The organism is Staphylococcus sp. CWZ226, assembly GCF_018986355.1.
GTDB classification, from domain to species: Bacteria; Bacillota; Bacilli; order Staphylococcales; family Staphylococcaceae; genus Staphylococcus; species Staphylococcus simulans.
In genome coordinates this window covers 184,275-209,069 of the sequence record NZ_JAHMSB010000005.1, presented here as the reverse complement: position 1 = coordinate 209,069, position 24,795 = coordinate 184,275, and the positions used below count along the sequence as shown (strand labels likewise).

At 34.3% G+C, this 24,795-nt stretch carries 23 protein-coding genes and 1 other RNA gene; 20 read left to right on the top strand and 4 right to left on the bottom strand.

Going from position 1 to position 24,795, the window contains the following annotated elements; all coding sequences use genetic code 11:
- The first annotated feature begins 233 nt into the window (after positions 1-233).
- The 9 genes from KRR19_RS06290 (at position 234) to KRR19_RS06250 (ending at position 9,815) form a co-directional block, all read left to right on the top strand.
- Positions 234-551 (top strand): nucleotide pyrophosphohydrolase, encoded by a 318-nt coding sequence (locus tag KRR19_RS06290; protein WP_002480964.1) that lies wholly within the window; start codon positions 234-236, stop codon positions 549-551.
- Between the two features lie 35 nt (positions 552-586).
- Entirely contained in the window at positions 587-1,717 is a 1,131-nt protein-coding gene (gene bshA / locus KRR19_RS06285; RefSeq protein WP_105967080.1) for an N-acetyl-alpha-D-glucosaminyl L-malate synthase BshA, read from the top strand.
- On the top strand, positions 1,710-2,909 hold the full coding sequence (locus KRR19_RS06280) for a CCA tRNA nucleotidyltransferase (protein WP_216733545.1): 1,200 nt from the start codon (positions 1,710-1,712) through the stop codon (positions 2,907-2,909). The genes bshA and KRR19_RS06280 overlap by 8 nt, the downstream gene beginning before the upstream one ends.
- Entirely contained in the window at positions 2,902-3,873 is a 972-nt protein-coding gene (locus KRR19_RS06275; protein WP_156666587.1) for a biotin--[acetyl-CoA-carboxylase] ligase, read from the top strand. Before KRR19_RS06280 ends, KRR19_RS06275 begins: the two co-directional genes overlap by 8 nt.
- A 15-nt stretch (positions 3,874-3,888) precedes the next feature.
- Positions 3,889-6,579 carry a helicase C-terminal domain-containing protein gene (locus KRR19_RS06270; RefSeq protein WP_207021197.1) on the top strand — a complete coding sequence of 897 codons (2,691 nt, stop codon included), beginning with the start codon at positions 3,889-3,891 and terminating at the stop codon, positions 6,577-6,579.
- Positions 6,580-6,731: 152 nt separating this feature from the next.
- Entirely contained in the window at positions 6,732-8,024 is a 1,293-nt protein-coding gene (gene asnS, locus KRR19_RS06265) for an asparagine--tRNA ligase (protein WP_002480959.1), read from the top strand.
- A 101-nt stretch (positions 8,025-8,125) separates the two neighbouring features.
- Positions 8,126-8,803 carry a DnaD domain-containing protein gene (locus KRR19_RS06260; protein ID WP_002480958.1) on the top strand — a complete coding sequence of 226 codons (678 nt, stop codon included), beginning with the start codon at positions 8,126-8,128 and terminating at the stop codon, positions 8,801-8,803.
- Positions 8,803-9,471, top strand: a complete 669-nt coding sequence (gene nth / locus KRR19_RS06255) for an endonuclease III (protein WP_002480957.1) — start codon at positions 8,803-8,805, stop codon at positions 9,469-9,471. Before KRR19_RS06260 ends, nth begins: the two co-directional genes overlap by 1 nt.
- 11 nt (positions 9,472-9,482) lie before the next feature.
- On the top strand, positions 9,483-9,815 hold the full coding sequence (locus KRR19_RS06250) for a YpoC family protein (protein WP_002480956.1): 333 nt from the start codon (positions 9,483-9,485) through the stop codon (positions 9,813-9,815).
- 121 nt (positions 9,816-9,936) lie between these two features.
- Here KRR19_RS06250 and KRR19_RS06245 read toward each other — a convergent pair whose 3' ends face one another.
- Positions 9,937-12,216, bottom strand: a complete 2,280-nt coding sequence (locus KRR19_RS06245; RefSeq protein ID WP_216733544.1) for a transglycosylase domain-containing protein — start codon at positions 12,214-12,216, stop codon at positions 9,937-9,939.
- Entirely contained in the window at positions 12,213-12,839 is a 627-nt protein-coding gene (recU, locus tag KRR19_RS06240) for a Holliday junction resolvase RecU (RefSeq protein ID WP_023015200.1), read from the bottom strand. The genes KRR19_RS06245 and recU overlap by 4 nt, the downstream gene beginning before the upstream one ends.
- Before the next feature lie 274 nt (positions 12,840-13,113).
- Here recU and KRR19_RS06235 point away from each other — a divergent pair, with 274 nt between their 5' ends.
- The 8 genes from KRR19_RS06235 to KRR19_RS06200 all read left to right on the top strand — a co-directional run bounded on the left by KRR19_RS06235 (position 13,114) and on the right by KRR19_RS06200 (position 21,496).
- Positions 13,114-13,452, top strand: coding sequence for a DUF1798 family protein (locus KRR19_RS06235; RefSeq protein WP_002480953.1), 339 nt, complete (start codon positions 13,114-13,116; stop codon positions 13,450-13,452).
- Entirely contained in the window at positions 13,445-14,008 is a 564-nt protein-coding gene (locus KRR19_RS06230) for an SLOG family protein (RefSeq protein ID WP_057510508.1), read from the top strand. Before KRR19_RS06235 ends, KRR19_RS06230 begins: the two co-directional genes overlap by 8 nt.
- Positions 14,009-14,020: 12 nt before the next feature.
- A complete protein-coding gene (gpsB, locus tag KRR19_RS06225) occupies positions 14,021-14,350 on the top strand; it encodes a cell division regulator GpsB (RefSeq protein ID WP_002480951.1) in 330 nt (109 codons plus the stop codon).
- 95 nt (positions 14,351-14,445) lie between these two features.
- Positions 14,446-14,827: RNase P RNA component class B (gene rnpB, locus KRR19_RS06220), an RNA gene on the top strand.
- Positions 14,828-14,964: 137 nt separating this feature from the next.
- Positions 14,965-16,089: a THUMP domain-containing class I SAM-dependent RNA methyltransferase gene (locus KRR19_RS06215; RefSeq protein ID WP_002480950.1), complete on the top strand. Its 1,125-nt coding sequence runs from the start codon at positions 14,965-14,967 to the stop codon at positions 16,087-16,089.
- A gap of 27 nt (positions 16,090-16,116) precedes the next feature.
- Positions 16,117-17,013, top strand: a complete 897-nt coding sequence (gene rarD, locus KRR19_RS06210) for an EamA family transporter RarD (RefSeq protein ID WP_002480949.1) — start codon at positions 16,117-16,119, stop codon at positions 17,011-17,013.
- A 135-nt stretch (positions 17,014-17,148) separates the two neighbouring features.
- Positions 17,149-20,589, top strand: coding sequence for a dynamin family protein (locus KRR19_RS06205; RefSeq protein ID WP_216733543.1), 3,441 nt, complete (start codon positions 17,149-17,151; stop codon positions 20,587-20,589).
- Positions 20,590-20,608: 19 nt separating this feature from the next.
- A complete protein-coding gene (locus tag KRR19_RS06200; protein WP_023015204.1) occupies positions 20,609-21,496 on the top strand; it encodes a 5'-3' exonuclease in 888 nt (295 codons plus the stop codon).
- Positions 21,497-21,562: 66 nt separating this feature from the next.
- Here KRR19_RS06200 and KRR19_RS06195 read toward each other — a convergent pair whose 3' ends face one another.
- The gene (locus KRR19_RS06195; RefSeq protein WP_023015205.1) at positions 21,563-21,955 is read right to left on the bottom strand and encodes a ribonuclease HI family protein; all 393 of its coding nucleotides are present in this window, start codon (positions 21,953-21,955) and stop codon (positions 21,563-21,565) included.
- A 47-nt stretch (positions 21,956-22,002) separates the two neighbouring features.
- On the bottom strand, positions 22,003-22,710 hold the full coding sequence (locus tag KRR19_RS06190; RefSeq protein WP_002480945.1) for a queuosine precursor transporter: 708 nt from the start codon (positions 22,708-22,710) through the stop codon (positions 22,003-22,005).
- 204 nt (positions 22,711-22,914) lie between these two features.
- On the opposite strand from KRR19_RS06190, the gene KRR19_RS06185 reads away from it, so the two are divergent.
- The 3 genes from KRR19_RS06185 to brxA all read left to right on the top strand — a co-directional run bounded on the left by KRR19_RS06185 (position 22,915) and on the right by brxA (position 24,768).
- Positions 22,915-23,109, top strand: a complete 195-nt coding sequence (locus KRR19_RS06185) for a zinc-finger domain-containing protein (protein ID WP_081600395.1) — start codon at positions 22,915-22,917, stop codon at positions 23,107-23,109.
- A gap of 15 nt (positions 23,110-23,124) precedes the next feature.
- Entirely contained in the window at positions 23,125-24,243 is a 1,119-nt protein-coding gene (locus KRR19_RS06180; RefSeq protein ID WP_023015206.1) for a conserved virulence factor C family protein, read from the top strand.
- Positions 24,244-24,333: 90 nt separating this feature from the next.
- A complete protein-coding gene (gene brxA / locus KRR19_RS06175) occupies positions 24,334-24,768 on the top strand; it encodes a bacilliredoxin BrxA (protein ID WP_002480943.1) in 435 nt (144 codons plus the stop codon).
- Positions 24,769-24,795: the final 27 nt, after the last annotated feature.

Below are 24,795 nucleotides of genomic sequence, written 5' to 3'. Positions count from 1 at the left end.
TTAGCATACTATCACCTCATTATCTTATTACTATCATTATACAAGAAATGGGGAAAAGGTTATTATGTAAAATGTTAAAAAATAAAAAATGCCGACAAGTCCGTAGGACTTTGTCGACAGTCTGAAACCTTGCTCTCGCAGCAAGGTTTTTTATTTTGTTGAGATTGCACTTAAAATGCATAATAAAAAAATATAAGATATACTAGGAGTTAAGATGTAAGGAGATGAAATGCATGAAAACTATGTCAGAAATGCAAAAAGAAGTCGATGCATATATCGGCCAATTTAAAGCTGGTTATTTCTCACCCCTTGCGAATTTAGCACGTTTAACAGAAGAAGTCGGGGAGCTTGCTAGAGAAATCAACCATGTATATGGAGAAAAGAAAAAGAAAGATACTGAAGAGGAAAATACGATTAAAGCTGAACTCGGAGACAACCTGTTCGTTTTATTGTGTATCGCAAATTCTTTAGATATCGATATGACCGAAAGTTTTGATGAAACAATGCATAAATTTAATACACGAGATAAAGATCGTTTTGAACGTAAATAAAACTATATAGAGAGATAAAGGAGAGTCGGTTTGAAATGAAGATAGGAATTACATGTTATCCTTCTATGGGAGGTTCAGGTATTATCGCAACTGAACTTGGGATAACACTTGCTGAAAGAGGGCATGATGTCCACTTTATCACTTCAAACTTACCGTTTCGTATTAGAAAACCACTTCCAAATATTACTTTCCACCAAGTAGAAGTAAACCAATATGCAGTTTTTCAATATCCACCTTATGATATCAGTTTAAGTACAAAAATCGCATCTGTAATTCGTGAATATGATTTAGATATCCTACATATGCATTATGCAGTGCCTCATGCGATTTGCGGCATATTAGGACGTCAAATGTCTGGTAAAGACGTCAAAATCATGACGACTTTGCATGGTACAGATATTACAGTGCTTGGTTTTGATCATTCTCTTAAAGATGCGATTAAATTCGGTATTGAAAATAGTGACGTTGTAACAAGTGTAAGTAAATCATTAGCACATCAAACGCAAGAAATCATCGGTACTGATAAAGAAATCATACCGATTTATAACTTTGTCAGAGAAATTGATTTTCCGACAAAACGAGACGATGCATTGAAAAAAGTTTATGGTATCAAACCTGATGAGAAAGTATTGATTCATGTTTCGAACTTTAGACAAGTCAAACGTATTGATACGATTATTGAGACTTTCAAAAAAGTGCATGATCAAATACCATCGAAATTACTATTACTAGGTGATGGACCAGAGTTAATGGAAATGAAACGTTTAGTACGTGAACTAGATATTGAAGATGATGTCATGTTTTTAGGAAAACAAGAATTTGTAAATCAATTTTATCAAATGTCTGATTTAGTACTCTTATTAAGTGAAAAGGAAAGTTTTGGTTTAACTTTATTAGAAGCGATGAAAACAGGTGTTGTACCCATCGGTTCAACGGCTGGCGGTATTAAAGAAGTGATTAAACATGAAGAAACAGGCTTTATTGTTGATATTGGAGATAGCGATAAAGCGAGTGAATATGCGATTAAGTTATTAACGGATGATACGTTGTATCAACGTGTTCGCGAACAAATGTTGAAAGACGTGACAGAACGTTTCAACTCTGAGTTAATCGCAGATCAATATGAATATTATTACAACCAAATGTTAGAGGAAAATCATGAATAAAGACTTATTTTTAAAAGCTGCACCTATTTTAAACCAAATACAAGAGAATGGATTTGAAGCCTATTATATCGGTGGATCGGTCCGTGATTATTTAATGAACCGTCCTATTCACGATATTGATATTACTACTAGCGCTTCTCCCGATGAAATCGAATCCATATTTGATCATACGATCCCAATTGGTAAAGAACATGGAACGATTAACGTGGTTTATCAAAATGAAAATTATGAAGTAACCACATATCGTGCCGAAGGTGAATACAAAGACCATAGACGGCCAGATGAAGTTTATTTTGTACGTGATTTATATAAAGATGTAGAGCGTAGGGACTTTACAATGAATGCGATTGCGATGGATACTGATTTTACCATTAGAGACTATTTTGGCGGATATGAAGATATTAAACAAAAACGAATTGTTACAGTAGGGCCTGCAGAAGAGCGTTTTACTGAAGATGCTTTGCGCATACTACGAGGCTTACGCTTTAAATCGCAATTAGGGTTTGACATAGAAGATGCCACATACAATGCGATGAAAAATCGTATGGCTGATACTGTCTATTTGTCCATCGAAAGAATCATAGTGGAGTTAACGAAACTACTAAATGGTAAAGATGTCGCACACGTTTATCCATTATTACTTGAACTGAATTTCTTTGATTATGTGCCATTTTTCAAAAATTATAAGATGTCACACATTCATATTTGCGAACCAATTTCATTAGAATTTATGCTTGCGGTAATGATGTTTAAACAACCTGAAAATAATGGTGCTTTAGCAAAACTAAAAATTAGTAACGATATGAAAAAGAAGGTAAAAATGTATTGTAGTATTTTTGAAAAGCTAGAAACACTTTCAGATAAAAAAGCATTGCGTCTTTTAGTTTACGACTACGGCTTGCCTGTATTATCTTATATATTGTCGATGCATGAAACACTGAATGAAAACAGGATTTATTTAGGTCATCCTTTAATAATAAATCAAGAATCAATTAAAGAGATTGATAAGGACTTAGTGATTTCTAAAAGAAGTGATATCGCTATCAATGGTAAAATCATATTAGAAACATTAAATCGAAAAGGCGGCCCATGGTTAAAAGATATACTAAGAAAAATAGAATGTGCGATTATCAATCATGAGTTGCAAAATGAACAAAGTGAAATCATAAAATGGGTGAAAGCAAATGTCTAAATATAGTCAAGATGTCGTTAAAATGTTATATGATAATCAATCAGAATATATATCTGGTCAAATGATAGCAGAACAGTTACAAATTTCGAGAACTGCTGTTAAAAAAATTATAGATCAATTAAAAGCAGAAGGGTGTGTTATTCACTCTGTTAATCATAGAGGCCATCAATTAGAACAGCTTGCGGATACTTGGTATCCTGGAATTGTAGAGCAAATTGTGGATGCACAAGGTTTTTTCGATGATGTCTATGTTTATGATACGATTGATTCGACACAGCTTGCTGCGAAACAAAAAATGGTTGGCCATCAAAACGCAATGTTAGTGTTGAGTAATGAACAAACGAAAGGGCGCGGCCGTTTCAACCGTTTTTGGGACTCAGCAAAAGGGAAAGGTCTATGGATGAGTGCAGTATTTCGTCCTAAAGTTCCTTTTTCTTTAATCACTACATTTAATTTATTTATGGCTTTAGCAATTCGCGAATCTATCCAACCATTTTCAAACGATAAAGTTGAAATCAAATGGCCGAACGATATTTATATCGGTTCGAAAAAAGTATGTGGTTTTTTAACGGAAATGTCCGCAAACAGTGATGGTATAGAAGCTGTTATATGTGGTATCGGTATCAATATGAATCAACATGCAGACGAATTCCCAGAAGAGATTGCACATCGTGCCACAAGCATTTTTGAACATGCCGATCAAAAAGTAGACCGTTATGCATTTTTAGATACATTATTAAAAAATATGAAAAAACGTTATATTCAATTCTTAACCGTACCATTTGAATCTATTAGAGACGAATATAGAACACACTCGAATATCTGGCATAGAACATTGAAATTCACAGAAAATGATGAACAGTTCAGTGGTCAAGCGATAGATATCGATAAAGATGGTTTCTTATTAGTCGTAGATGAAGCAGGTACAAACCACCGTTTAATGAGTGCAGATATAGATTTATAGAAAGGAGGCGATCGTGTGAGTCAAACTACTTATGCAGTGGTAGATTTAGAAACGACAGGTAACCAGAAGGATTATGATGAAATCATCCAAATCGGTATTACATTTGTACGTAATTATGAAATTGTCGGCTCATACCACTCTTTAATAAAGACAGACTTAGAAATTCCGCCTTTCATTCAGGCACTCACGTCAATCGAAGACGCTATGTTAACACAAGCGCCATACTTTCATGAAATTGCAGATGAAGTTTATGAAGTCTTGAAGGATTGTGTGTTTGTTGCACATAATGTCTCTTTTGATTTGAACTTCTTAAAAAATGCATTTAGAAAATGTAATATTACTTATCATCCAAGAAAAACGATTGATACTGTAGAATTGTTTAAAATTGCATTTCCAACGGATAAAAGCTATCAGCTGAGTGAATTAGCAGAAAATCATAATATTCCACTGAATAATGCTCATCGCGCTGATGAAGATGCGGCTACTACAGCAAAATTAATGGTTAAAGCTTTTAATGTATTGAACGCATTACCGACTGATACATTGAAACAACTTTATTACTTAAGCAAAGATTTAAAATATCAGTTACATGATGTATTGTTTGAAATGGTCAGACACCATGGCGATCAGCCATTAGATAATCAATACGCTCAATTTGAACAAATCATTTACAGAAAACAAGTCGATTTCAAAGCACCTTCCATTGATTTTGAAGGTTCAACTGAAGACTTTTATAAAAAGGTCATTGACGCTTTGGGGTTCACATATCGACCAAAGCAACTTTATTTAACAGAAATTATTTTAGATCAACTCATGCATAATGATAAAGCATTGATTGAAGCACCCTTAGGTTCAGGTAAATCTATTGCGTATTTAATTGCAGCACTGATGTATAATATTGAAACTAAACAACATGTCATGATTTCAACAAATACTAAGTTATTGCAAAATCAGTTATTAGAACATGAAATACCTACACTAGAAAAAGTACTTGGTTACCGTATCAATGCGGCGATTATCAAAAGTAAACGTGAATATATTTCTTTAGGACTCATCAGTCAGATTCTTAAAGACGAGACACAAAACTACGATGTAACTTTGCTTAAAATGCAGTTATTGATATGGATTACCCACACAGAAACAGGGGACATTCAAGAGCTTAATCTTAAAGGCGGACAAAAGATGTATTTAGAGCAAAAAGCTGAAACTTATGTGCCGGTCCGTCATGATATTCATTACTATAATTTCTTAAAACGTAATGCACAAAATATCCAAATTGGTATAACAAATCATGCGCATTTAATACATGCTTCTCAAGAAAATAGTATTTATCAATTGTTTGAAGACTGTATTATCGATGAAGCACATCGCTTACCAGATTATGCATTAGACCAAGTCACAAATGAACTCAGCTATTCAGATATTAAATATCAACTAGGTTTAATCGGTAAGACTGAAAATGAAAAACTATTAAAGGCAGTAGATCGTCTTGAACAAAAACGTATCTTAGAAAGATTAGATATTCCACCGATTGATGTTTTTGGACTTAAAACCGCAGTAAATGATATTCATGAATTGAATGAACAATTATTTACGACAATCTTCGATATTATCCATGATTCTACGATTCATGATGATGATAATCATAAGATTCATTTTGTAAATCAATTTGATAAAGCGCCGATATTAAAAGATATCCATGAGATTATCCATAAATTGAACTTAACGTTAGAATACTTTAATGGCATGAGTCATAAAACTATCAAATCAATTCGTAAACATTTACTGTACATCAATGACCACTTCCGTGCGATTGAACAAAGTTTAAAAGCAGATCACACATGCTTTTTATCCATTAAAAATTTAGAACAGAAATCAACGATTACGATTTATGTGAAGGATTATAAGGTGAAAGATATACTTTCACATCAAATTTTAGACAAGTTTAATGCCTTAACTTTTATTTCAGGCACGTTAACTTTTAATGGATCCTTTGAAGCTTATAAAAAGTGGTTCAACCAAGATGCTGAATTCAACACGTATATTATTGACGATGTAGTTGATAACCAAAATAAAGCAACTATCTTTATTCCAAATGATGTTGAGCCTTATCATTATCGTGATGTAGAAAAATATGAGCACGCGATTGTCAGTTATATTACAGAATATGTAAATATGACTGAATCTAAATGTTTAGTGCTCTTTACAAGTTACAAAATGATGTATCATGTTCAAGAATTATTAAATGACTTACCTGATTTTGAAGATTACATTATCTTGTCACAGCAAAACAATAGTCAAAACTATAAAATAGCGCAACAATTCAACAGCTTTGATAAAGCAATCTTATTAGGAACAGGAACATTCTTTGAAGGCTTTGATTTCCAAGGTGACGGTATTAAATGTGTCATGATTGCAAAACTGCCGTTTATGAATCAGAACAATACGAAATACTGGTTGATGGATTCAGAGTTTGTCTCCACGTTTAAAGACTATGTGCTGCCTGATGCAGTCATTCGTTTCAGACAAGGATTAGGGCGTTTAATTCGAAACGAAAATGATAAAGGCATCATTGTTTCCTTTGATGGCCGCTTAATCAAAAGTAATTATCAGCATTTCTTTATGCATACGTTAAAAGCATTCAATCAGCAAATCGGTAATCTGCAAAAGTTCAGTAAAATATTAAAGCGATTAACCGCACAATAGAGTTTATCAACTAGAAGAAAACGCATTTATTTGATAAAATATATACGGGTTAAAAGTTAATCAAATGCTCAAAGCAACTTGATAAAATTAGAAGTTTCGAGCAATCATTAATTCTCTAATAAATGTCAAAAAGAAGTATAGGAGTTTGAATAATGAAGACTACAATCAAAGAAGCAAAGAACTACATTGGTCAAGAAGTCACAATTGGCGCTTGGCTTCAAAACAAACGTTCTAGCGGTAAAATTGCATTCTTGCAATTACGTGATGGAACTGGATTCATGCAAGGTGTCGTAGTGAAATCTGAAGTAGATGAAGATACATTTGCGACAGCTAAAAACTTAAACCAAGAATCATCAATGTACATTACAGGTACAATTACAGAAGATAATCGCTCAGATTTAGGTTATGAAATGCAAGTTAAATCTATTGAGATTATTCATGAAGCACATGATTATCCAATCACACCAAAAAATCACGGTACAGAATTCTTAATGGATCACCGTCATTTATGGTTACGTTCTAAAAAACAACATGCAGTGATGAAAATCCGTAATGAAATTATTCGTGCAACATACGAATTCTTCCACGATAACGGATACGTTAAAATTGATCCACCAATTTTAACAGCAAGTGCACCAGAAGGTACAAGTGAATTATTCCACACTAAATATTTCGATGAAGATGCCTTCTTATCACAAAGTGGTCAGCTTTATTTAGAAGCAGCAGCAATGGCATATGGTAAAGTTTTCTCATTCGGTCCGACATTCCGTGCTGAGAAATCTAAAACACGCCGTCATTTAATCGAATTCTGGATGATTGAAGGCGAAATGGCTTTCTATAACCACGACGACAGTTTAGAAGCACAAGAGCAATACGTTGCTCATGTTGTTCAATCTGTACTTAAGAATTGCGCCTTAGAACTTAAAATCTTAGACAGAGACACTTCTAAACTTGAGAAAGTTAAAACACCATTCCCACGTATCACATATGATGATGCAATCGAATACTTAAAACAAGAAGGATTTGATGACATCGAGTGGGGTGAAGACTTTGGTGCACCGCATGAAACAGCGATCGCAAACCATTATGATTTACCAGTATTTATCACAAATTATCCTACAAAAATCAAACCATTCTATATGCAGCCAAATCCAGACAATGAAGACACAGTCTTATGTGCTGACTTAATCGCACCTGAAGGTTACGGTGAAATTATCGGCGGCTCTGAACGTATTAATGACTTAGAATTATTAGAGTCACGTATCGAAGAACATGGTTTAGATAAAGAAAGCTATGAGTACTATTTAGACTTACGTCGTTATGGTTCAGTACCTCACAGCGGCTTCGGTTTAGGTTTAGAAAGAACAGTGGCATGGATTTCTGGCGTAGAACACGTTAGAGAAACAGCACCATTCCCACGCTTATTAAACCGTTTATATCCATAAACAATTCTATGATTTGAATGAAAAATAAATGGGTCCAGTCATGTGTGTAAACGATGACTGGACCATTTCAATAGGTAAAATATCAAAAAAGGAGGGTCACTTTGGATATAGAATTACTTAGAAAACGCCCCGTTGTTATTAGAAGAGAATTACTCGATCACTATGCTGACATGGGATTATCAGAAACTGATTTAATCATCTTATTAAAATTAATTTATGAATATGAGCATTCAAATAAACAACCTTCTATTTCATATCTTAGTAAAGGTACTACGATGAAGGAACGCGAAGTGACAGGTGTTATTCAGCGTCTAATTCAATTAGATTTATTAGATTTAACAGTACAAAAAGATGAAGAAGGACGTTTTGCGGAATTTATGAATCTAGATGGTTTTTATCAATCTTTCAGTAAAATTTTAAAATCCCAAGAAACACAACAACGTGAAATGAATAACCAAGAGTCCTTTAAGTCATTATTCCAAATGATTGAAAGCGCATTTGGCCGTCCTTTATCACCCATTGAAATTGATACATTAAATCAGTGGATTGACGTTGATCACCATGATATTTCAGTGATTCAAGCTGCGGTGAATGAAGCATTGAGTCAAGAAAAAATGAGCTTTAAATACATTGATAGAATCCTATTAAATTGGAAGAAAAACAACGTTAAAACAGTGGAGGACTCTAAAAAGATCAGTAGTCAATACCATACACCGCAAATGAAACATACAGTCAAAAGCATTCCGAAGTTTGACTGGTTGAATCAGGAGGAATCATAATGTTAAGTAAGAAAAAAGCATTAAGTATGATAGATGTCATTGATGAAATGTTTCCAGATGCAGAATGTGAGCTTAAACATGATAATCCATTTGAATTAACCATTGCGGTGTTGCTATCTGCACAGTGTACAGATGTATTAGTTAATAAAGTAACACGTGAGTTATTTAAAAAGTATAAAACACCACAAGATTATTTGGATGTCAGTTTAGAAGAACTGGAACAAGATATTCGCTCAATCGGGTTATATCGTAATAAAGCCAAAAACATTCAAAAGCTATGCCGATCACTTATCGATAAATTTGATGGCAAAATACCTAATAATCGTACAGATTTAGAAAGTCTTGCAGGTGTTGGTCGAAAAACTGCGAATGTTGTATTAAGTGTCGCATTCGGTGTTCCAGCGTTAGCAGTTGATACACATGTAGAACGTGTTTCTAAAAGATTAGGTATTAATCGATGGAAAGACAGCGTCAAAGAGGTAGAAGAACGCCTGTGTTCAATTATTCCAAAAGAAAGATGGAATCAAAGTCATCATCAACTGATTTTCTTTGGACGTTATCACTGTTTGGCACGTGCACCGAAATGTGATATTTGTCCTTTATTCGATGATTGTAGAGAAGGTCAGAAACGATATCGTGAAAAACTAAGAAAAGAAGCTAAAGCATAAGAGGTGATTTTTTGATTACAAAATCTGATTTTGAAGCTTTAGAAGCCCAAATTGATGTCTTTGCGAAAAAGAAACAATTAACATCAGACCAAGGAAAAGCGTTACTTGATGAATATTTAACTTTAATCGAACACTATTTTTGTCAGATTAACAATGTTGAAACAATTGATTACGATAAATTAGAAACTTATCCAGTTGTGCCCATTAATTTCCAAGAACGATTTGATTATATTCATCAACGAAAACATCACTTTATGGGTTATCGTCAGATGAAAACACTCATCAGTGAACTCATTAAAATGAACGCAGCGTATAAAGCAAGACAAGCACATCAAAAACGCTAATAATTTAAATGAAAATGATAAAAGACATGTTTGAATTTCTTGTTCAAACATGTCTTTTCATATTATTAAGTATAGAAAAAAGTGCAGTGCTCAGAAATTTGAGTCACTGCACTTTTATTATTTATGAAGCTTTATTATTGAAAATGGCATGTAGATTAAAGAATCTTGATAATGCATTGCCATTTTGATTATCGCCTTGCTGGTTGTTGTTTCCTTGTTGTTGATTATTGCTTTGTCCTTGTTGGTTATTGTTACCAAAGTTTTGACTTCTGTTATTTGAACCTTGTTGTTGACTATTGTTGCTATTACTGCTGCCGCCTTGAGTAGTACCATTACCGTTTACTTTACGGTTTGTAGTATTGTGGTCAGGGTTGCTAGCAACGTATAAGTCAGATTTGCTTGAACCATTAACTGAAGCTGGACGTTGGAAGTCTTGTCCGTCTCTAGGACTGATATCTGACATCACATCTTCAAGCAAGTATTGTGGATACTCTTGTTCGTTATGACCAACGAATGAGTTTTGACCATATTCTTTAACTTTATTGAAGCCCATCCAAACTGACATTGAGTATTTAGGAGTGAAACCGTTAATCCATACATCTTTCGCTGCGTTATCAGGTAAGTTGTATTGTTGGTAAGTTTCTGAACCATAAGTACCTGTACCAGTTTTGGCTGCTAAGTTAACACCAGATACGCCATGACCATAAGCAGAACCCCAAGCTTCAAATGTACCTTTTAGTACTTCTGAAAGCATGTATGCTGTGTAATCATGCATAGCTCTGTGGTGTTTGTGATCAAACTCTGTAGTATTACCTTCTTGATCAACAACTTTAGTAATACCGTGTGCTTGGTTGTATTCACCGCCATTAGCTAACGCTGCGAAAGCAGAAGCTAAATCAGTAGGTGAGAATTCAGATGATGAACCACCAAGTACTTCTGAAGGACCAATTTCACCTTCATATTTCAAGCCAACTTTGTCTGCAAATTTCTTAGGTGCGTCTTGACCAGCATCTTGTTTCGTTTGTTGCCAAGCTTTCAATGCTGGAATGTTGAAACTTTGACGTAATGCATCATAAAGTGTGACATTACCATGACTCTTCGTATCATAGTTTCTGAATGTAGTACCATCTACCATGTATTCTGATTCGTCTTGAAGTTCATGGTTTGTTGCCCATTGCATATTCTCAATTGCTGGTCCGTAAGATAAGAATGGTTTTAATGAAGAACCAGTAGGGTGAGGGTCAGTTGCTTGGTTACGGTCGACAACATCTTTGAAGTGTCTGCCACCAGAAATTGCGACTAATCCACCGCTCTTACTGTCAACAATTGTTGAACCAACTTGTTGATCTTCGTTCTTATAGTAATTGCCGTTATCAATACGGTTCTGCAATGCTTTTTGAACGCTAGAGTCCATATTAGTATAAATCTTAATACCACTATTCATTAAGTCGCCAAGATTTTTGTCTTGGAACTCAGGATGTGCCATTAATTCAGACTTCACAAAGTTCACATATGAGTTATACTCAGGATCTTTATTATCTGGCTTAATTGCACGATCATCAGCACTACGTTTAACTAAGTTTTTCTCAATTGGTGTATCTTGCGCTTTTTTCATATCTTGTTCAGAAATACGTTTATGATAATGCATTAAGTATAATACAGTATCTTTACGAGATTCCGCTTCTTTAGGATTATCATATACATTGTATAAGTTAGGTACTTGAGGTAAACCTGCTAAGTACGCTTCCTCAACTAAATTTAAATCTTTCAAATCCTTGTCGAAGTAATATTTAGCTGCTGCTTTAATCCCATAAACACCGTCAGAGTAGTAAATTTTGTTTAAGTAGATTTGGAAAATCTCATCTTTACTGTACTCTTGTTCTAAACGATACGATAAGTATGCTTCTTGTGCTTTACGGCCAATCGACTTTTGATCGGTTAAGAATGAACGTTTAACAACTTGTTGTGTTAATGTTGATGCACCTTGTGAACCGAATCCGCCAGTAATGTTTTTACCGACCGCACCGAATAAACGTTTATAGTCTAAAGCACCATGCTTATAGAAACGATTATCTTCAGTAGCTAGAACGGCATCTTTCATATTTTGCGGAACATCTTTTAAGTCCACGTGCGCACGTCTTTGACCGTTATCAAGTGTCTTGATTAATTTACCGTCTTTATCATAAACCTTTGCTGGTATAGGATCTTTTAATTTTGCATCAGAAAACGCTGGCGCTTTCCATGCGTAGTAAGCGAATAAAAGAACACCAACTAAGGCTAAGACAATAAACGCAATTAAAATGAAGCCAATAATCTTAATAATTGTCCTCTTAATATTCCTATTCTGTTTTTTACCAGACTTTCCATTCTTAGAATGAGAAGTCTTCTTTCTTTCCGTCATACGCGGTCCTCACTTTCATCTAATATCAACTTATCAACGGCTTTGAGGTAATTCAATCGTGGTTGATACTGATAAGGAATATGGTAACCATTTTTTCTTATTTCTTCAACTGTAATTGATTTTCTGATGTTATTTTGATGTCTTTGCCAAAAGTTTTCAAAGGAACGATAAGGCAGCATATAAACTTCATCTAATGCTTTAAAACGAATTAGTAAAAATACAATTCCGTTTTGTTCATAGCATGATTTCATATGCGCAACTTGGTGTTCATGAATATTTTGTAATGGAAAAGACGTCTTGCTCTGTGTTTCTTTTGCTTCAAAATCAATATAACGGCCATTATAAATACCGTTATAGTCAGTTGTAGATGGGGTGCGGAAATATGCTTCTTTAATCACAGCTTTACTGCGTTTAGGATAAGAAACATTTACGATTTGAACGGGTGTCGGTTTCTTGTGTATTACTGCTTTACCTGTAGAAAGGTAGTAATCGTTTGATAATTCGATTTCCTTTTCTAAAGTCATCCCACGTCCGCCATACTTGATTTTACTTGAATTGAATGGGTTTGTGCGTCCAACTTTAGTCTTATTTCTATTAAATGGTTTACCATTTGGATAATTCATTTGTTTCACCACACCAACAGGTTTTTAAACCGTAATAATTATACACAACTTACAGTGAGATGCAAACTCTCGAAACTTATTTCAATACAATGCTTACTTAAAAACCTTCCTTTAGTATTTAAGCAAACATTGGTTTGTGTATATGTCACTTATTTTAACGTTAATCAGGCTATTTAACAATATTGAACCCTTTTATCATAGGGATTTAAAGGTTTTCTGAAATGACGTACTTATCAATATATGATAATTTAATTGTGAGGGAGGCGAAATGTGATTGTATACCATTATCTCAACATTAATAGAACAAACCTATATTATGAAACAAAGATATGAAGAAGCTAGATCAGGTAAGGCATATGATTTCAAAAACGAGGTGATGCCTTTTGCTTATCACATCGATGATTTGTTGAACCAATTGGATGGTTATGCAGAAAATATCATTGCGCTTTCATACATGAATCAGTTGAAGTATCAAATACTCAAAGAAAATTTAGAACGCCTTTCTGTCGAATGTCATTATGCTTCAGCAAGCCGGAAACTCTTTATGGATAAACTGAAAAGTGTGAACTATGACTTAAACTATTTAAAGGAAAGTGAAACGCAATATGGTTAAAACAGCATATGTTACCGGCTATAAATCCTATGAATTAAATATATTTAAAGATGATGCACCTGAAGTAAAATACCTTAAATTATTTTTAAAAAATAAATTGCAAAATCTGGTTGAGGAAGGTTTAGAATGGGTATTGATACAAGGACAATTAGGAATTGAAATGTGGACAGCTGAAGTGGTGCTTGACTTGCAACAAGAGTATCCTGAATTAAAGCTCGGTGTGATTACACCTTTTCAAAATCATACAGAACGTTGGAATGAACAAAATCAGTTGAAGTATCAACAAATTATTGAAAAAGCTGATTTTCATGATTCAGTGCATCACGCACCCTACGAAGGACCCTTTCAATTCAAACAAACAGATCAATTTATCCTAGACCATACTGATATGACTGTTCTAATTTATGATGAAGAACAAGAAGCGAGTCCAAAGTTCTTTAAGCGGATGTTAGTTGATTTTGCAGAACAAACAAACTATACTTATGATGTTGTAACGTTTGATGAAATCAATACATTCATCAGTGATATACAGTGGTCTGAAGAAAGTTTCGAATGAGGTGGAGAAAAAATGGCAGATGTATCTTTAAAATTATCAGCAAAAGATATTTATGAGAAAGACTTCGAAAAAACCCTTGCACGTGGATATAGAAGGGAAGAAGTAGATGCATTTTTAGATGACATCATCGCAGACTATCAAAAAATGGCAGACATGAATAATGAAGTAATTAAATTAAATGAAGAAAATCATAAGTTGAAAAAAGAACTTGAAGAGTTACGTTTACGTGTAGCTACTTCTAGACCACAAGAAAACAAAAGTTTTTCTTCAAACACAAATTCTAGTAATGTAGATATTCTTAAACGTATCTCTAATTTAGAAAAAGCAGTATTTGGAAAATAGTTATTCTAAGTTTATGGCTCGAAGTCTGAAAAGTTGTGCTTTTTCGGATTAGCTTTACCATAGACAAAGAACCATGCTATAATTTTAAGAAGTGATATTTCGGGTAATCGCTATAGCAATATAGAGGAAAGTCCATGCTCACACAATCTGAGATGATTGTAGTGTTCGTGCTTGATGAAACAATAAGTCAAGGCTAATAGACGGCAGTGAAATAATCTAAGTCTTTTGGATATGATTAAAGTAGCTTGAAAGTGCCACAGTGACGGAGCCTTTACAGAAATGTAAAGGGTGGAACGCGGTAAACCCCTCGAGTGAGCAATCCAAATTTGGTAGGAGCACTTATTTAGCGGAATTCAACGTATAAATGAGGGAATAAGTGTGCGTAAATACTTATTCCAGACAGATGGTTACCACCGGCGTACGAGTGACTACTAGTGCACGTTATCAGTACTAAGGTACAGAACATGGCTTATAGAAATATCCTCACTAGTTCAGCTCTCCAAGATTGGAGAGCTTTTTTATTTGATATCTCGCTTACTACACATATATTACCGCTTCAAAATTTGCTACAATAATAAAGTAAATCAACAAAAATAGAAGGAAGGTCAATGCATATGTATCAATTATTAGCCGTATGTCCAATGGGTCTTGAAGCTGTCGTTGCAAAAGAAGTTAACGCATTAGGCTACGAAACAACAGTGGAAAACGGAAGAATATTTTTCGAAGGCGATGAAACTGCAATTGCCAAAAGTAATTTATGGCTGCGTACTGCTGACAGAGTCCGATTAGTCATGGGACGCTTTAAAGCAACAACATTCGAAGAATTATTCGAACAAACCAAAGCATTACCTTGGGAAACAATCATTACAGAAGATGGTAATTTCCCAGTACAGGGTCGAAGTGTTAAATCAACGCTTCATAGTGTACCTGATGTTCAAGCAATCGTGAAAAAAGCAATTGTTGAACGCTTAAAAGATGCCTACGCACATAAAGGATGGTTAGATGAAACAGGAAGTAAGTATCCTTTGGAAGTCGCAATTCATAAAGACGAAGTACTTTTAACAATTGATACTTCTGGTTCAGGTTTAAACAAACGCGGATACAGACTCGCACAAGGTGAAGCGCCAATTAAAGAAACATTAGCTGCTGCGTTGATTCGCTTAGCTAACTGGGATGGCAACACACCTTTAATCGATCCATTCTGTGGTTCAGGAACAATCGCAATTGAAGCATGCTTAATTGCACAAAATATTGCGCCTGGCTTTAACCGCTCATTCGTTTCAGAACAATGGGATATCATGCCTGATGATCTATACGAACAATTGCGTGACGAAGCAGATCAACAAGCAGATTACGACAAAGAAGTTGAAGTCTATGCGTATGATATTGATCCTGAAATGGTAGACATTGCGATACGTAACGCTGAAGAAGTAGGATTGAGTGAAGTCATTCAATTCGGTGTCAAAGATGTGAATACTTTAGATATCCATACCGATCAACCTATCGCATTAATCGGTAACCCGCCATACGGTGAGCGTATTGGTGATAGAGAAGAAGTTGAAGAAATGTATCGCTATCTTGGTAAGTTGATGCGTCAGCACAAAAACTTATCAGAGTACATTTTAACAAGTAATAAAGAATTTGAATTTTTAACACAACAAAAAGCAACAAAACGTAGAAAGCTCTTCAATGGTTATATAGAATGTACGTATTATCAATATTGGGCTAAGAAAAAGTAAATAGTTTGAAAAATTGGGGTGACTAGGATGAATCAAGAATTTAAACGCGGCATAGTATACTCCATAATTGCCTATATCCTTTGGGGAACATTACCAATTTATTGGTCGTTGCTCAATGATATCAGTCCGTTTGAAATTCTCGCTTATCGTATTATTTTATCCATGATTTTTATGGTTGTATTAATCATGGCAATGGGAAAAAGTTCACAATTTATAAGTGGCATTAAAGCCTTAACAACCAAACAACTTTGGGCTATTATTCTAGCCGGCTATATCATTACAGTAAACTGGGGCACATTTATCTGGGCGGTAAATAATAATCACGTACTCCAAGCGAGTTTAGGTTATTATATTAATCCGCTTGTCAGCATTTTACTTGCGATGATCTTTATGAAAGAAAAATTCAATAAGTTAGAATGGTTAGCAATTTTCCTTGCTTTTATTGGTGTGCTATACATGACGTTAAAAATCGGCGAGTTCCCGGTTGTTTCGATTATTTTAGCAGTGTCATTCGGATTTTATGGCCTGCTTAAGAAAATTGTACCGATTGATGCTTTAAGCAGTATTACATTTGAATGTATCGTTACAACGCCAGCAGCTTTGATTTATATCGTTTATTTATGGATCTCACATCAAACAACCATTGGTATCAACATGCCGACATTCTGGCTATTGTTCTCAGGGGCTATTACAGCGATTCCATTAATTTCGTTCTCTGCAGGTGCAAGACGTATTCCTTTATCATTAATGGGATTCATTCAATATATCGGTCCGACATTAATTTTTATTTTAGGTATCTTTATTTACAGAGAACCTTTTGATACAAATCAATTCGTTACCTTTATCTTTATTTGGGCTGGAATTATCGTTTACAGCTTATCTCGCTACTTACAAATTAAGCATGCGAATAATCCAGGTCTTTAAAATTATGATGCATTTGACTAAATATCAGTCAGATGCATCTTTTTTATTCTCCGCAACATCGATTTTAATCCTTTAGAGTAAAGCGCTTTTAGTATACAATTAAAGCAATGTTATTTATAAAGGGGTACATAATCTATGACGAGTAACAACCAATTAGATATTTTATATAAATTAAAAAAAGAAGTCGAAAAATCAAACCATCAAGATTTGGTCCATATTATCAACCAAGTCATTAAAAAAGTTTATCTAGATCAATACACATTAACATTTGTCGGTCACTTTTCAGCAGGCAAATCTACATTAATCAACTTACTACTAGAACAAGAAATCTTACCAAGTTCACCTGTACCGACAACCAGCAACACAGCAATCGTCAGTGTCGCTGATAAAAGTGAAATTATCGCAAACTTAGAAGGTCAAAAATATACACGCTTGAATAATTATGATGAAGTGAAGCAATTAAACAGACAAAATGGGGATGTAGAGTCTGTAGAAATTCGTTTTGAATCTGATAAATTCAAAAAAGGATTCACCTTACAAGATACACCAGGTGTAGATTCAAACGTTTCATTACACCAAGCATCAACAGAACAATTCATGTTTACCAGCAATATTATTTTTTATACAGTAGATTATAACCATGTTCAATCCGCAATGAACTTCCAATTTATGAAACGTTTGAATCATGCAGGCATCCCAGTAGTCTTCGTAATAAATCAAATCGATAAACATAATGATGAAGAGCTTTCATTCGATGCTTTCAAACAAAATATTCAGCACGCGGTAGATGAATGGGACTTAGAACTTCTGAAAACATTTTATGTTTCTAAGTATGACCACCCAGAAAATCAAATTAATGCACTGTCTGATTTCTTAATCGAACAAGATACACATCGCGAGTCTATGGAAGACTATATTGAAAGAATCACACAGTTTATTACCGAAGACCAAAAATCATATATTCAAGCTGAAATGCAGGATATTTTAGCAAACTTAGATATTGATGCTTCACAATTTGACCAAGCTTATTTAAACTTCCAACAGAATCAATCTGTTAGTGAAGAAGCACAGTTGTTAAATGATCCAGATAAGCTCTATAAATATTTAAATTATCAACGCAAAAACATTTTAGAAAACGCATACTTAATGCCGCATGAAATGCGTGAAAAGATTCGTCTCTACTTAGAGAGCCAAGTAAAAACATTCAAAGTTGGCGGATTCTTTAATAAGAAAAAGAAAACTGAAGAAGCTAGGGAAGAGCGTTTACAAAATGTAATGACAGCGTTACAAGATATTGTAAATCAACAAATCAGACAGCCTATGCGAGAAGATATGTCATTCTTAACCCGCTTCATCAACCAAACAGACGTCAACCAATCTATTTTAAATCAGCATTATGAAATACCATCCTCACTTGTCACAGATTTATACCAAGAACAAATGAGTATCAGTAATGCTTATGTATTAAACTTCTGTGACGATGTCGTTAAAGCTATTCATCGATTTATTAAAAAAGAATCTGAACCTCTATTAAAACGTGCTATTGAAAATGCTGAAACACAACATGTCGACGATGAAGAAGAGACGGATCAAAATGATTATGAAAAATATATTGAGTTACGTAAGCTGCGTGAATCACTCATCACAAGAAATTATCAACATTATTATATTCATTTAGATGATTCATTAGATAAATTGATTGACCGTACAGAAATCACATATACAAAAGAAGAGCTAGAAACACCGAAAAAACAACTGAACCAAACTAAACAAAAAACTGAGTTAAAATCTGATATCGATATTGAAACAATTAAGCAAGGTATCGATATCATTGATCCTGTTCCTTTATTTGAACAAACCAAATCTGATTTAAAGGCTGCTATTGAACGAATGGATCAACAAATTGTGAAAATCGGCGTCTTCGGTACATTCAGTGCTGGTAAAAGCAGCTTAATCAATGCGTTACTAGGTGAAAATTATTTAGTAAGTTCACCAAATCCTACTACAGCAGCAACAACAGAGCTCTCATATGGTAATTCAAGTGCAATCACTTTAAAACAAGCACCTCAATTACTCGTGGAATTAAATCAATTAGTTGAATCTCAAAAATTCCACTTTGAGAGTTTAGAGGACTTTAAAGCAACAGATACAACAGAGTTAAAACATTCATTGAAGAAAGAACAACTTGCTTTTGTTAATGCGGTTAAAGAACAATTAGATTTATACCAAAATATGATTCAAGATGGTTATCATCACGATATCAGTCAGGATGAAGTGAAAAAATGGAGTGCTCAAGATGAGTATGCTGCGTTTGTGGAAACTGTTCATTTAAACTTACCGATAGACTGGTTGAAAAATAAAATTATTGTAGACTCTTTAGGTCTTTATTCAAATAACCAACGTCATTCTAATGAAACGGAAAAAATATTAACATCATCTGATTTGATTTTATACGTAAGTTACTTCAATCATTCATTTACTGATAACGACAAAGCATTTATTGAGTATATGAAAGAGATGAATCAACTCAATGAAAATCAAACATTCAAGATGATTATTAATGCAGTAGATTTAGCAGAATCAACAGAAGATTTAGAAGCTGTGGAAGATTATGTCAGCGATGCATTACAACAAGTAAATATGCCTGCTGATATTTATAGTGTTTCTAGTCGACGTGCATTAAAAGAGGGCGATGAAGGGCTAAATAAACTAAAAGATAGTCTAGATTACTTTGCGGAGGTCGAATCTAAGGTTGTTTTACAACAACAAATGAAAGCGCAACTTGAACAAATTAGTGCCTCTTATACACAAATGTCAGAAGACTATCAAAATAATCGTGAAGAAATGGAAACGCGTCAACAAGAAGTAAGAAAGATTGAACAAAAAGGCGCGATTCCAAATACGACTTTAAAAACGACTAAACAACATGTTTATAACGAAGTTGAAGATCAAGTATATCACTTGAATGAACGCTTAAAAATTCAATTGTTTGATGAAGTTCGTACAGTATTCAACGGGCAAATGACTAAAAACAATGACTTTGATGCTGAAAAACGTGATGCAGTTAAAACATATCTTGAACAAATCCATGGCAGATTGTATATGGAACAAACTTTAATTGCTGAACGTATTAAAAAATTCTTTAATAAGCAACTGGAAGATCAACTTGCACCTATTGTTAAGCAATTGAATCAATTGCATATTTTATTGCAGCCACACTTTGAGATTGAAATGGATAAAGATAAAATTACAACGATGCATATTGATTTTAATGAAATGTTCGAACATCTTCCGAAAAAATTGACGAAAAAGCGTTTGTTTCAACTGAAAGCACAAAAAGAACTACAAGAGCAAATCACAATGGAAACGGTTGACTTGTTGCAAAACAACATTAACCAATTACGACAAGAGTTAGAACAACAAGTGTCTAAGATGGGCAAGATTGCAGATAAACAATTAAATGAGATTTCAAATGAAATACATGAACAAGCAAGCGCATTATTAAGCGTTAAAATTGATAATAGCTTGATTCAACAAATTGATGCGGCTAACCGTCAATTAAAAGAAATTATTTAACTTAGAAAGAGGAAGTAGTATGACAAACAAAGTATTGCTGGTAGATGGAATGGCGTTATTATTCCGCCATTTCTATGCTACAAGCATTCATCATCAATTCATGAGAAATTCAAACGGAGTTCCGACTAATGGCGTACAAGGATTTGTTCGTCACATCTTTTCAGCGATAGATGATATTCAGCCGACACATATCGCTGTATGTTGGGACATGGGGCAACAAACGTTTCGAAATGAAATGTTTGCAGATTATAAACAACATAGACCAGCACCGCCTGATGAATTGATACCACAATTCGATTTAGTTCAAGATATTTCAAACGCACTTGGGTTTGTTAATATTGGAGTTAAAAATTATGAAGCCGATGATGTTATCGGAACGTTAAGCAGAAATTTATCAGAGGATAACGAAGTTTATATCGTTACAGGAGATAAAGATATCTTACAATGTATAAATCCTAATGTTGAAGTTTGGTTGACTAAAAAAGGATTTAATATTTATAACCGTTATGATTTAACACGCTATCAAGAAGAATATCAATTACATCCGCTTCAACTCATCGATATCAAAGCGTTTATGGGGGATACCGCTGATGGTTATCCTGGCGTCAAAGGAATTGGTGAAAAAACAGCACATAAATTAATCTTAAAATATCAGTCTGTAGAAAATGTTATCAATCACATTGACGAATTGACACCGGCACAACAAAAGAAAATCATCAGCCAATTAGATGATTTGAAACTTTCAAAACAACTTGCAGAAATCCACACTAATGTACCATTAGATGTAACAGCGTTATTTAATCAAATGCAGTATCATCTGGATTTCATTGATATTTTCAATGTCTTAGATACTCACGATTTGAAAGTGTCTAAGAAATTTATTGAAAGAGAATTCTTACCATTTTAATCATTCAAAACAAAAGCGGGAGGGCGTTTCACAGTTAATAACTGTGGAGACGTCCTCCCGCTTCTTTTATTTTAATTGCTGATAGAGCGCTTGTTGCGCATGATGATTGGCTTCTTTATTTTGTGCTCTAGGAATCCAATCAATCAGACATAAATCAAATGCTTTCATTTTCTTCGCTGCTTCAACTAAATAACCTTTAAACTTCTCATTCTTAGCAAAGCCTTTATCTAAACTGTCAGTGATCAGCTTAGAATCGGTATAAATTAATGCTGTAGATACATTTAATTCTAATGCACAGTCTAAGGCAAAATTAAAAGCTTGCCATTCTGCTGAATGATTGTCAGTAGGTGCGATATCTTGCGTGAAAGTTTGATGGTTACTCTCTTCAATAATTGTTGCTGCAATAGATGCTGGTCCTGGATTACCTTTAACTGCTGCATCAAAAAATATTTTAGCCATACATCATTCCATCCTTAATCAAAATATTATATTATCTATACCCTTAATCAGTAACCTTCATCTTTAGATTGAATTTTACCTTTTCGGTACATTGATTTAGCCCAGTAACCAAATGGCACATTAAAGATTGTAGCAAGTAGTTTTAAGAAGTAAGTCGTAATAAAGATTTCAAAGACTGCACCTGCTGGCAGCAAACCAATAAACGCGATACTTACAAAAAGGGCAGTATCAATAATAGAACTTAATGTCGTACTCCCATATGCACGAATTGCAAATGTGCGATCTGACTTGAATACTTTTTTAATCGCATTGAAGATAAAGACATCGATATGTTGTCCGATGATATAAGCGATAATCGAACCTAACGCGATTCTAGGTACTATATTGAAAATTGTACTTAGCGCTTTTTGTGCCATATCTTCTGGAGCGGGAATAAAATGTAATGATAGTTGCATTAAAATTATCATCACTAATGATGAACTAAAGCCCATCCATACTGCTCTTTTAGCTACTTTACGTCCATAGATATCGTTTAAAATATCCGTCGCTAAATAAATAGACGCAAACATTACATTTCCTAAAGTCGCAGAAATCGTAAAGATGTCTACAGTTTTAATTACTTGAATGTTAGCAATTACAGTTCCGATAGCTACCCAAGCAATCAAACCTTGCTTACCGAACAAACGATACATTGCGACCATTAATGTAAAGGTTACTAGAAAGGCAATAATACCTAATATTTCATTGTAAAACATAATTAACCTCCTAAATTTTGTTAATGCGGGTGTTTAGAAACCGCAACTCAACTCATATATTCTATAGAAATCGTACATTAAATGCAATAGCCATTTAGTTACAACTACAGAGTAGAGAGATGAAGTTAACCGTGTCGCATGATATAATGAGGCTAAATTAATCGTCCTTAAACCATTTAAGGTGTTATTAATTATGTAAAGGGAGTGACGATTATTTTTTCAAAATCCGAAAAAAGAGCGCTTGATTCCATAGATGATTTATTAAGCACTTACTGCAAAAATTGTGAATTAAAAACATATAATCGTAAAACAAAAGGGAAAACATATGCACATCATTTTTGTATTTACGAATGTTCAGTAGGTAAACAAATCAAGCAATTTGGTAACGAACTACAATAATTGGGGGTTATTTTGATGGAAATCGTTCGTATTGAACCGACACCAAGTCCGAATACCATGAAAGTGGTATTGAATAAGAAAAGAGAGGACAATCAATCCTCCACCTATACAAAAGTAAAAGAAGGCCAACCTGATTTTATCAATAGACTTTTAGAGGTTGATGGTGTTAAATCCATTTTCCATGTCATCGACTTTTTAGCTGTGGATAAAGCACCAAAAGCAGATTGGGAAGCACTATTGCCTAATATTACAGCTGCAATTAGTAATGAATCTGAAACTGAAACAAATGATACACCTGCACCTGATGAACATTTCGGCGAAATTAAAGCGGAAGTGCTCAAATTTAAAGGTATCCCGTATCAGATTAAACTCACTACTACTAAGGATGAAGAACGCAGACAATTACCAGACTACTTTGTCGATACAATGCTAGCAGCACAAAAAGATGATGACAACGTAGTATTTATGCGTAAGTGGGAAGATTTAGGTACGCGTTATGGCGAACTAGAAGAAGTTATGGATAATGTTGAAGAAGAACTTGTTGCACTATATCCTGAAAATAAACTTAATGAATTAAAACAAGAAGCATTAAATACGGATATTGTGGTTCCAACAGCACACTATCAACATGTGACAGTTGATGAATTTAATGCGGCAGAAGATTGGAAAGCACAACTTAGAATGTTGAAATCTTTCCCGACACCAACCAAAGAAGATTATCCTCTCATCGAAGCTGCATTAAATCATCCTAAAATTCCAATTCGACGCGAAGCTATTGTGCTAGCAAGTATGGTAGAAGATGAGTCAGTTCTTCCATATATGTACCAAGGTTTACAGGATAAAAATCCTGGTGTACGCCGAACTGCCGGAGATGGATTAAGTGATTTAGGATTTAAAGCAGCTTTACCAGAAATGGAGAAAGCTTTAGATGATCCACAAAAGATTGTGCGTTGGCGTGCCGCGATGTTTATTTTTGATGAAGGTGGCGAAGCACAATTACCAGCTTTGAAAGCACATGAAGATGATGACGCTTACGAAGTGAAGTTACAGATTCAAATGGCCATCTCTCGTATTGAAAAAGGTGACGAAGCACTAGGATCTGTTTGGAAACAAATTGCTAACCGTAATAAATAAGCGGAATTAGGATGAATCAACAAATTAATTAGATTACATTTCTGATTATTTCATGTAAAATAAACTATAAATGAACAAGGAGTGTATATTATGAATCCGTATGAAGCATATATGCAAGAACTCGCACAAGGTATGCGTAGCGAGTTAACACAAAATGGTTTTGAAAGTTTAGAAACTGCAGAAGCAGTTGATCAATATATGGACAATGTAGGTGCTGAAGAGACTACATTTGTTGTTATTAATTCAGTATGTGGTTGTGCAGCTGGATTAGCTCGTCCAGCAGCTGTAGCAGTTGCTGAGCAAAATGATAAAAAGCCTGATCACAAAGTAACTGTCTTTGCAGGTCAAGATAAAGAAGCAACACAAGAAATGAGAGAGTTCATACAACAAGTACCTTCAAGTCCTTCTTTCGCTTTATTTAAAGGTACAGAATTAAAACATTTTATGCCTCGTGAATATATTGAGGGACGCGATATTCAAGATATCTGTATGGATATCAAAGATATGTTTGATGAAAACTGTTAATCAATTTGAATTGATTTCATAATCGAA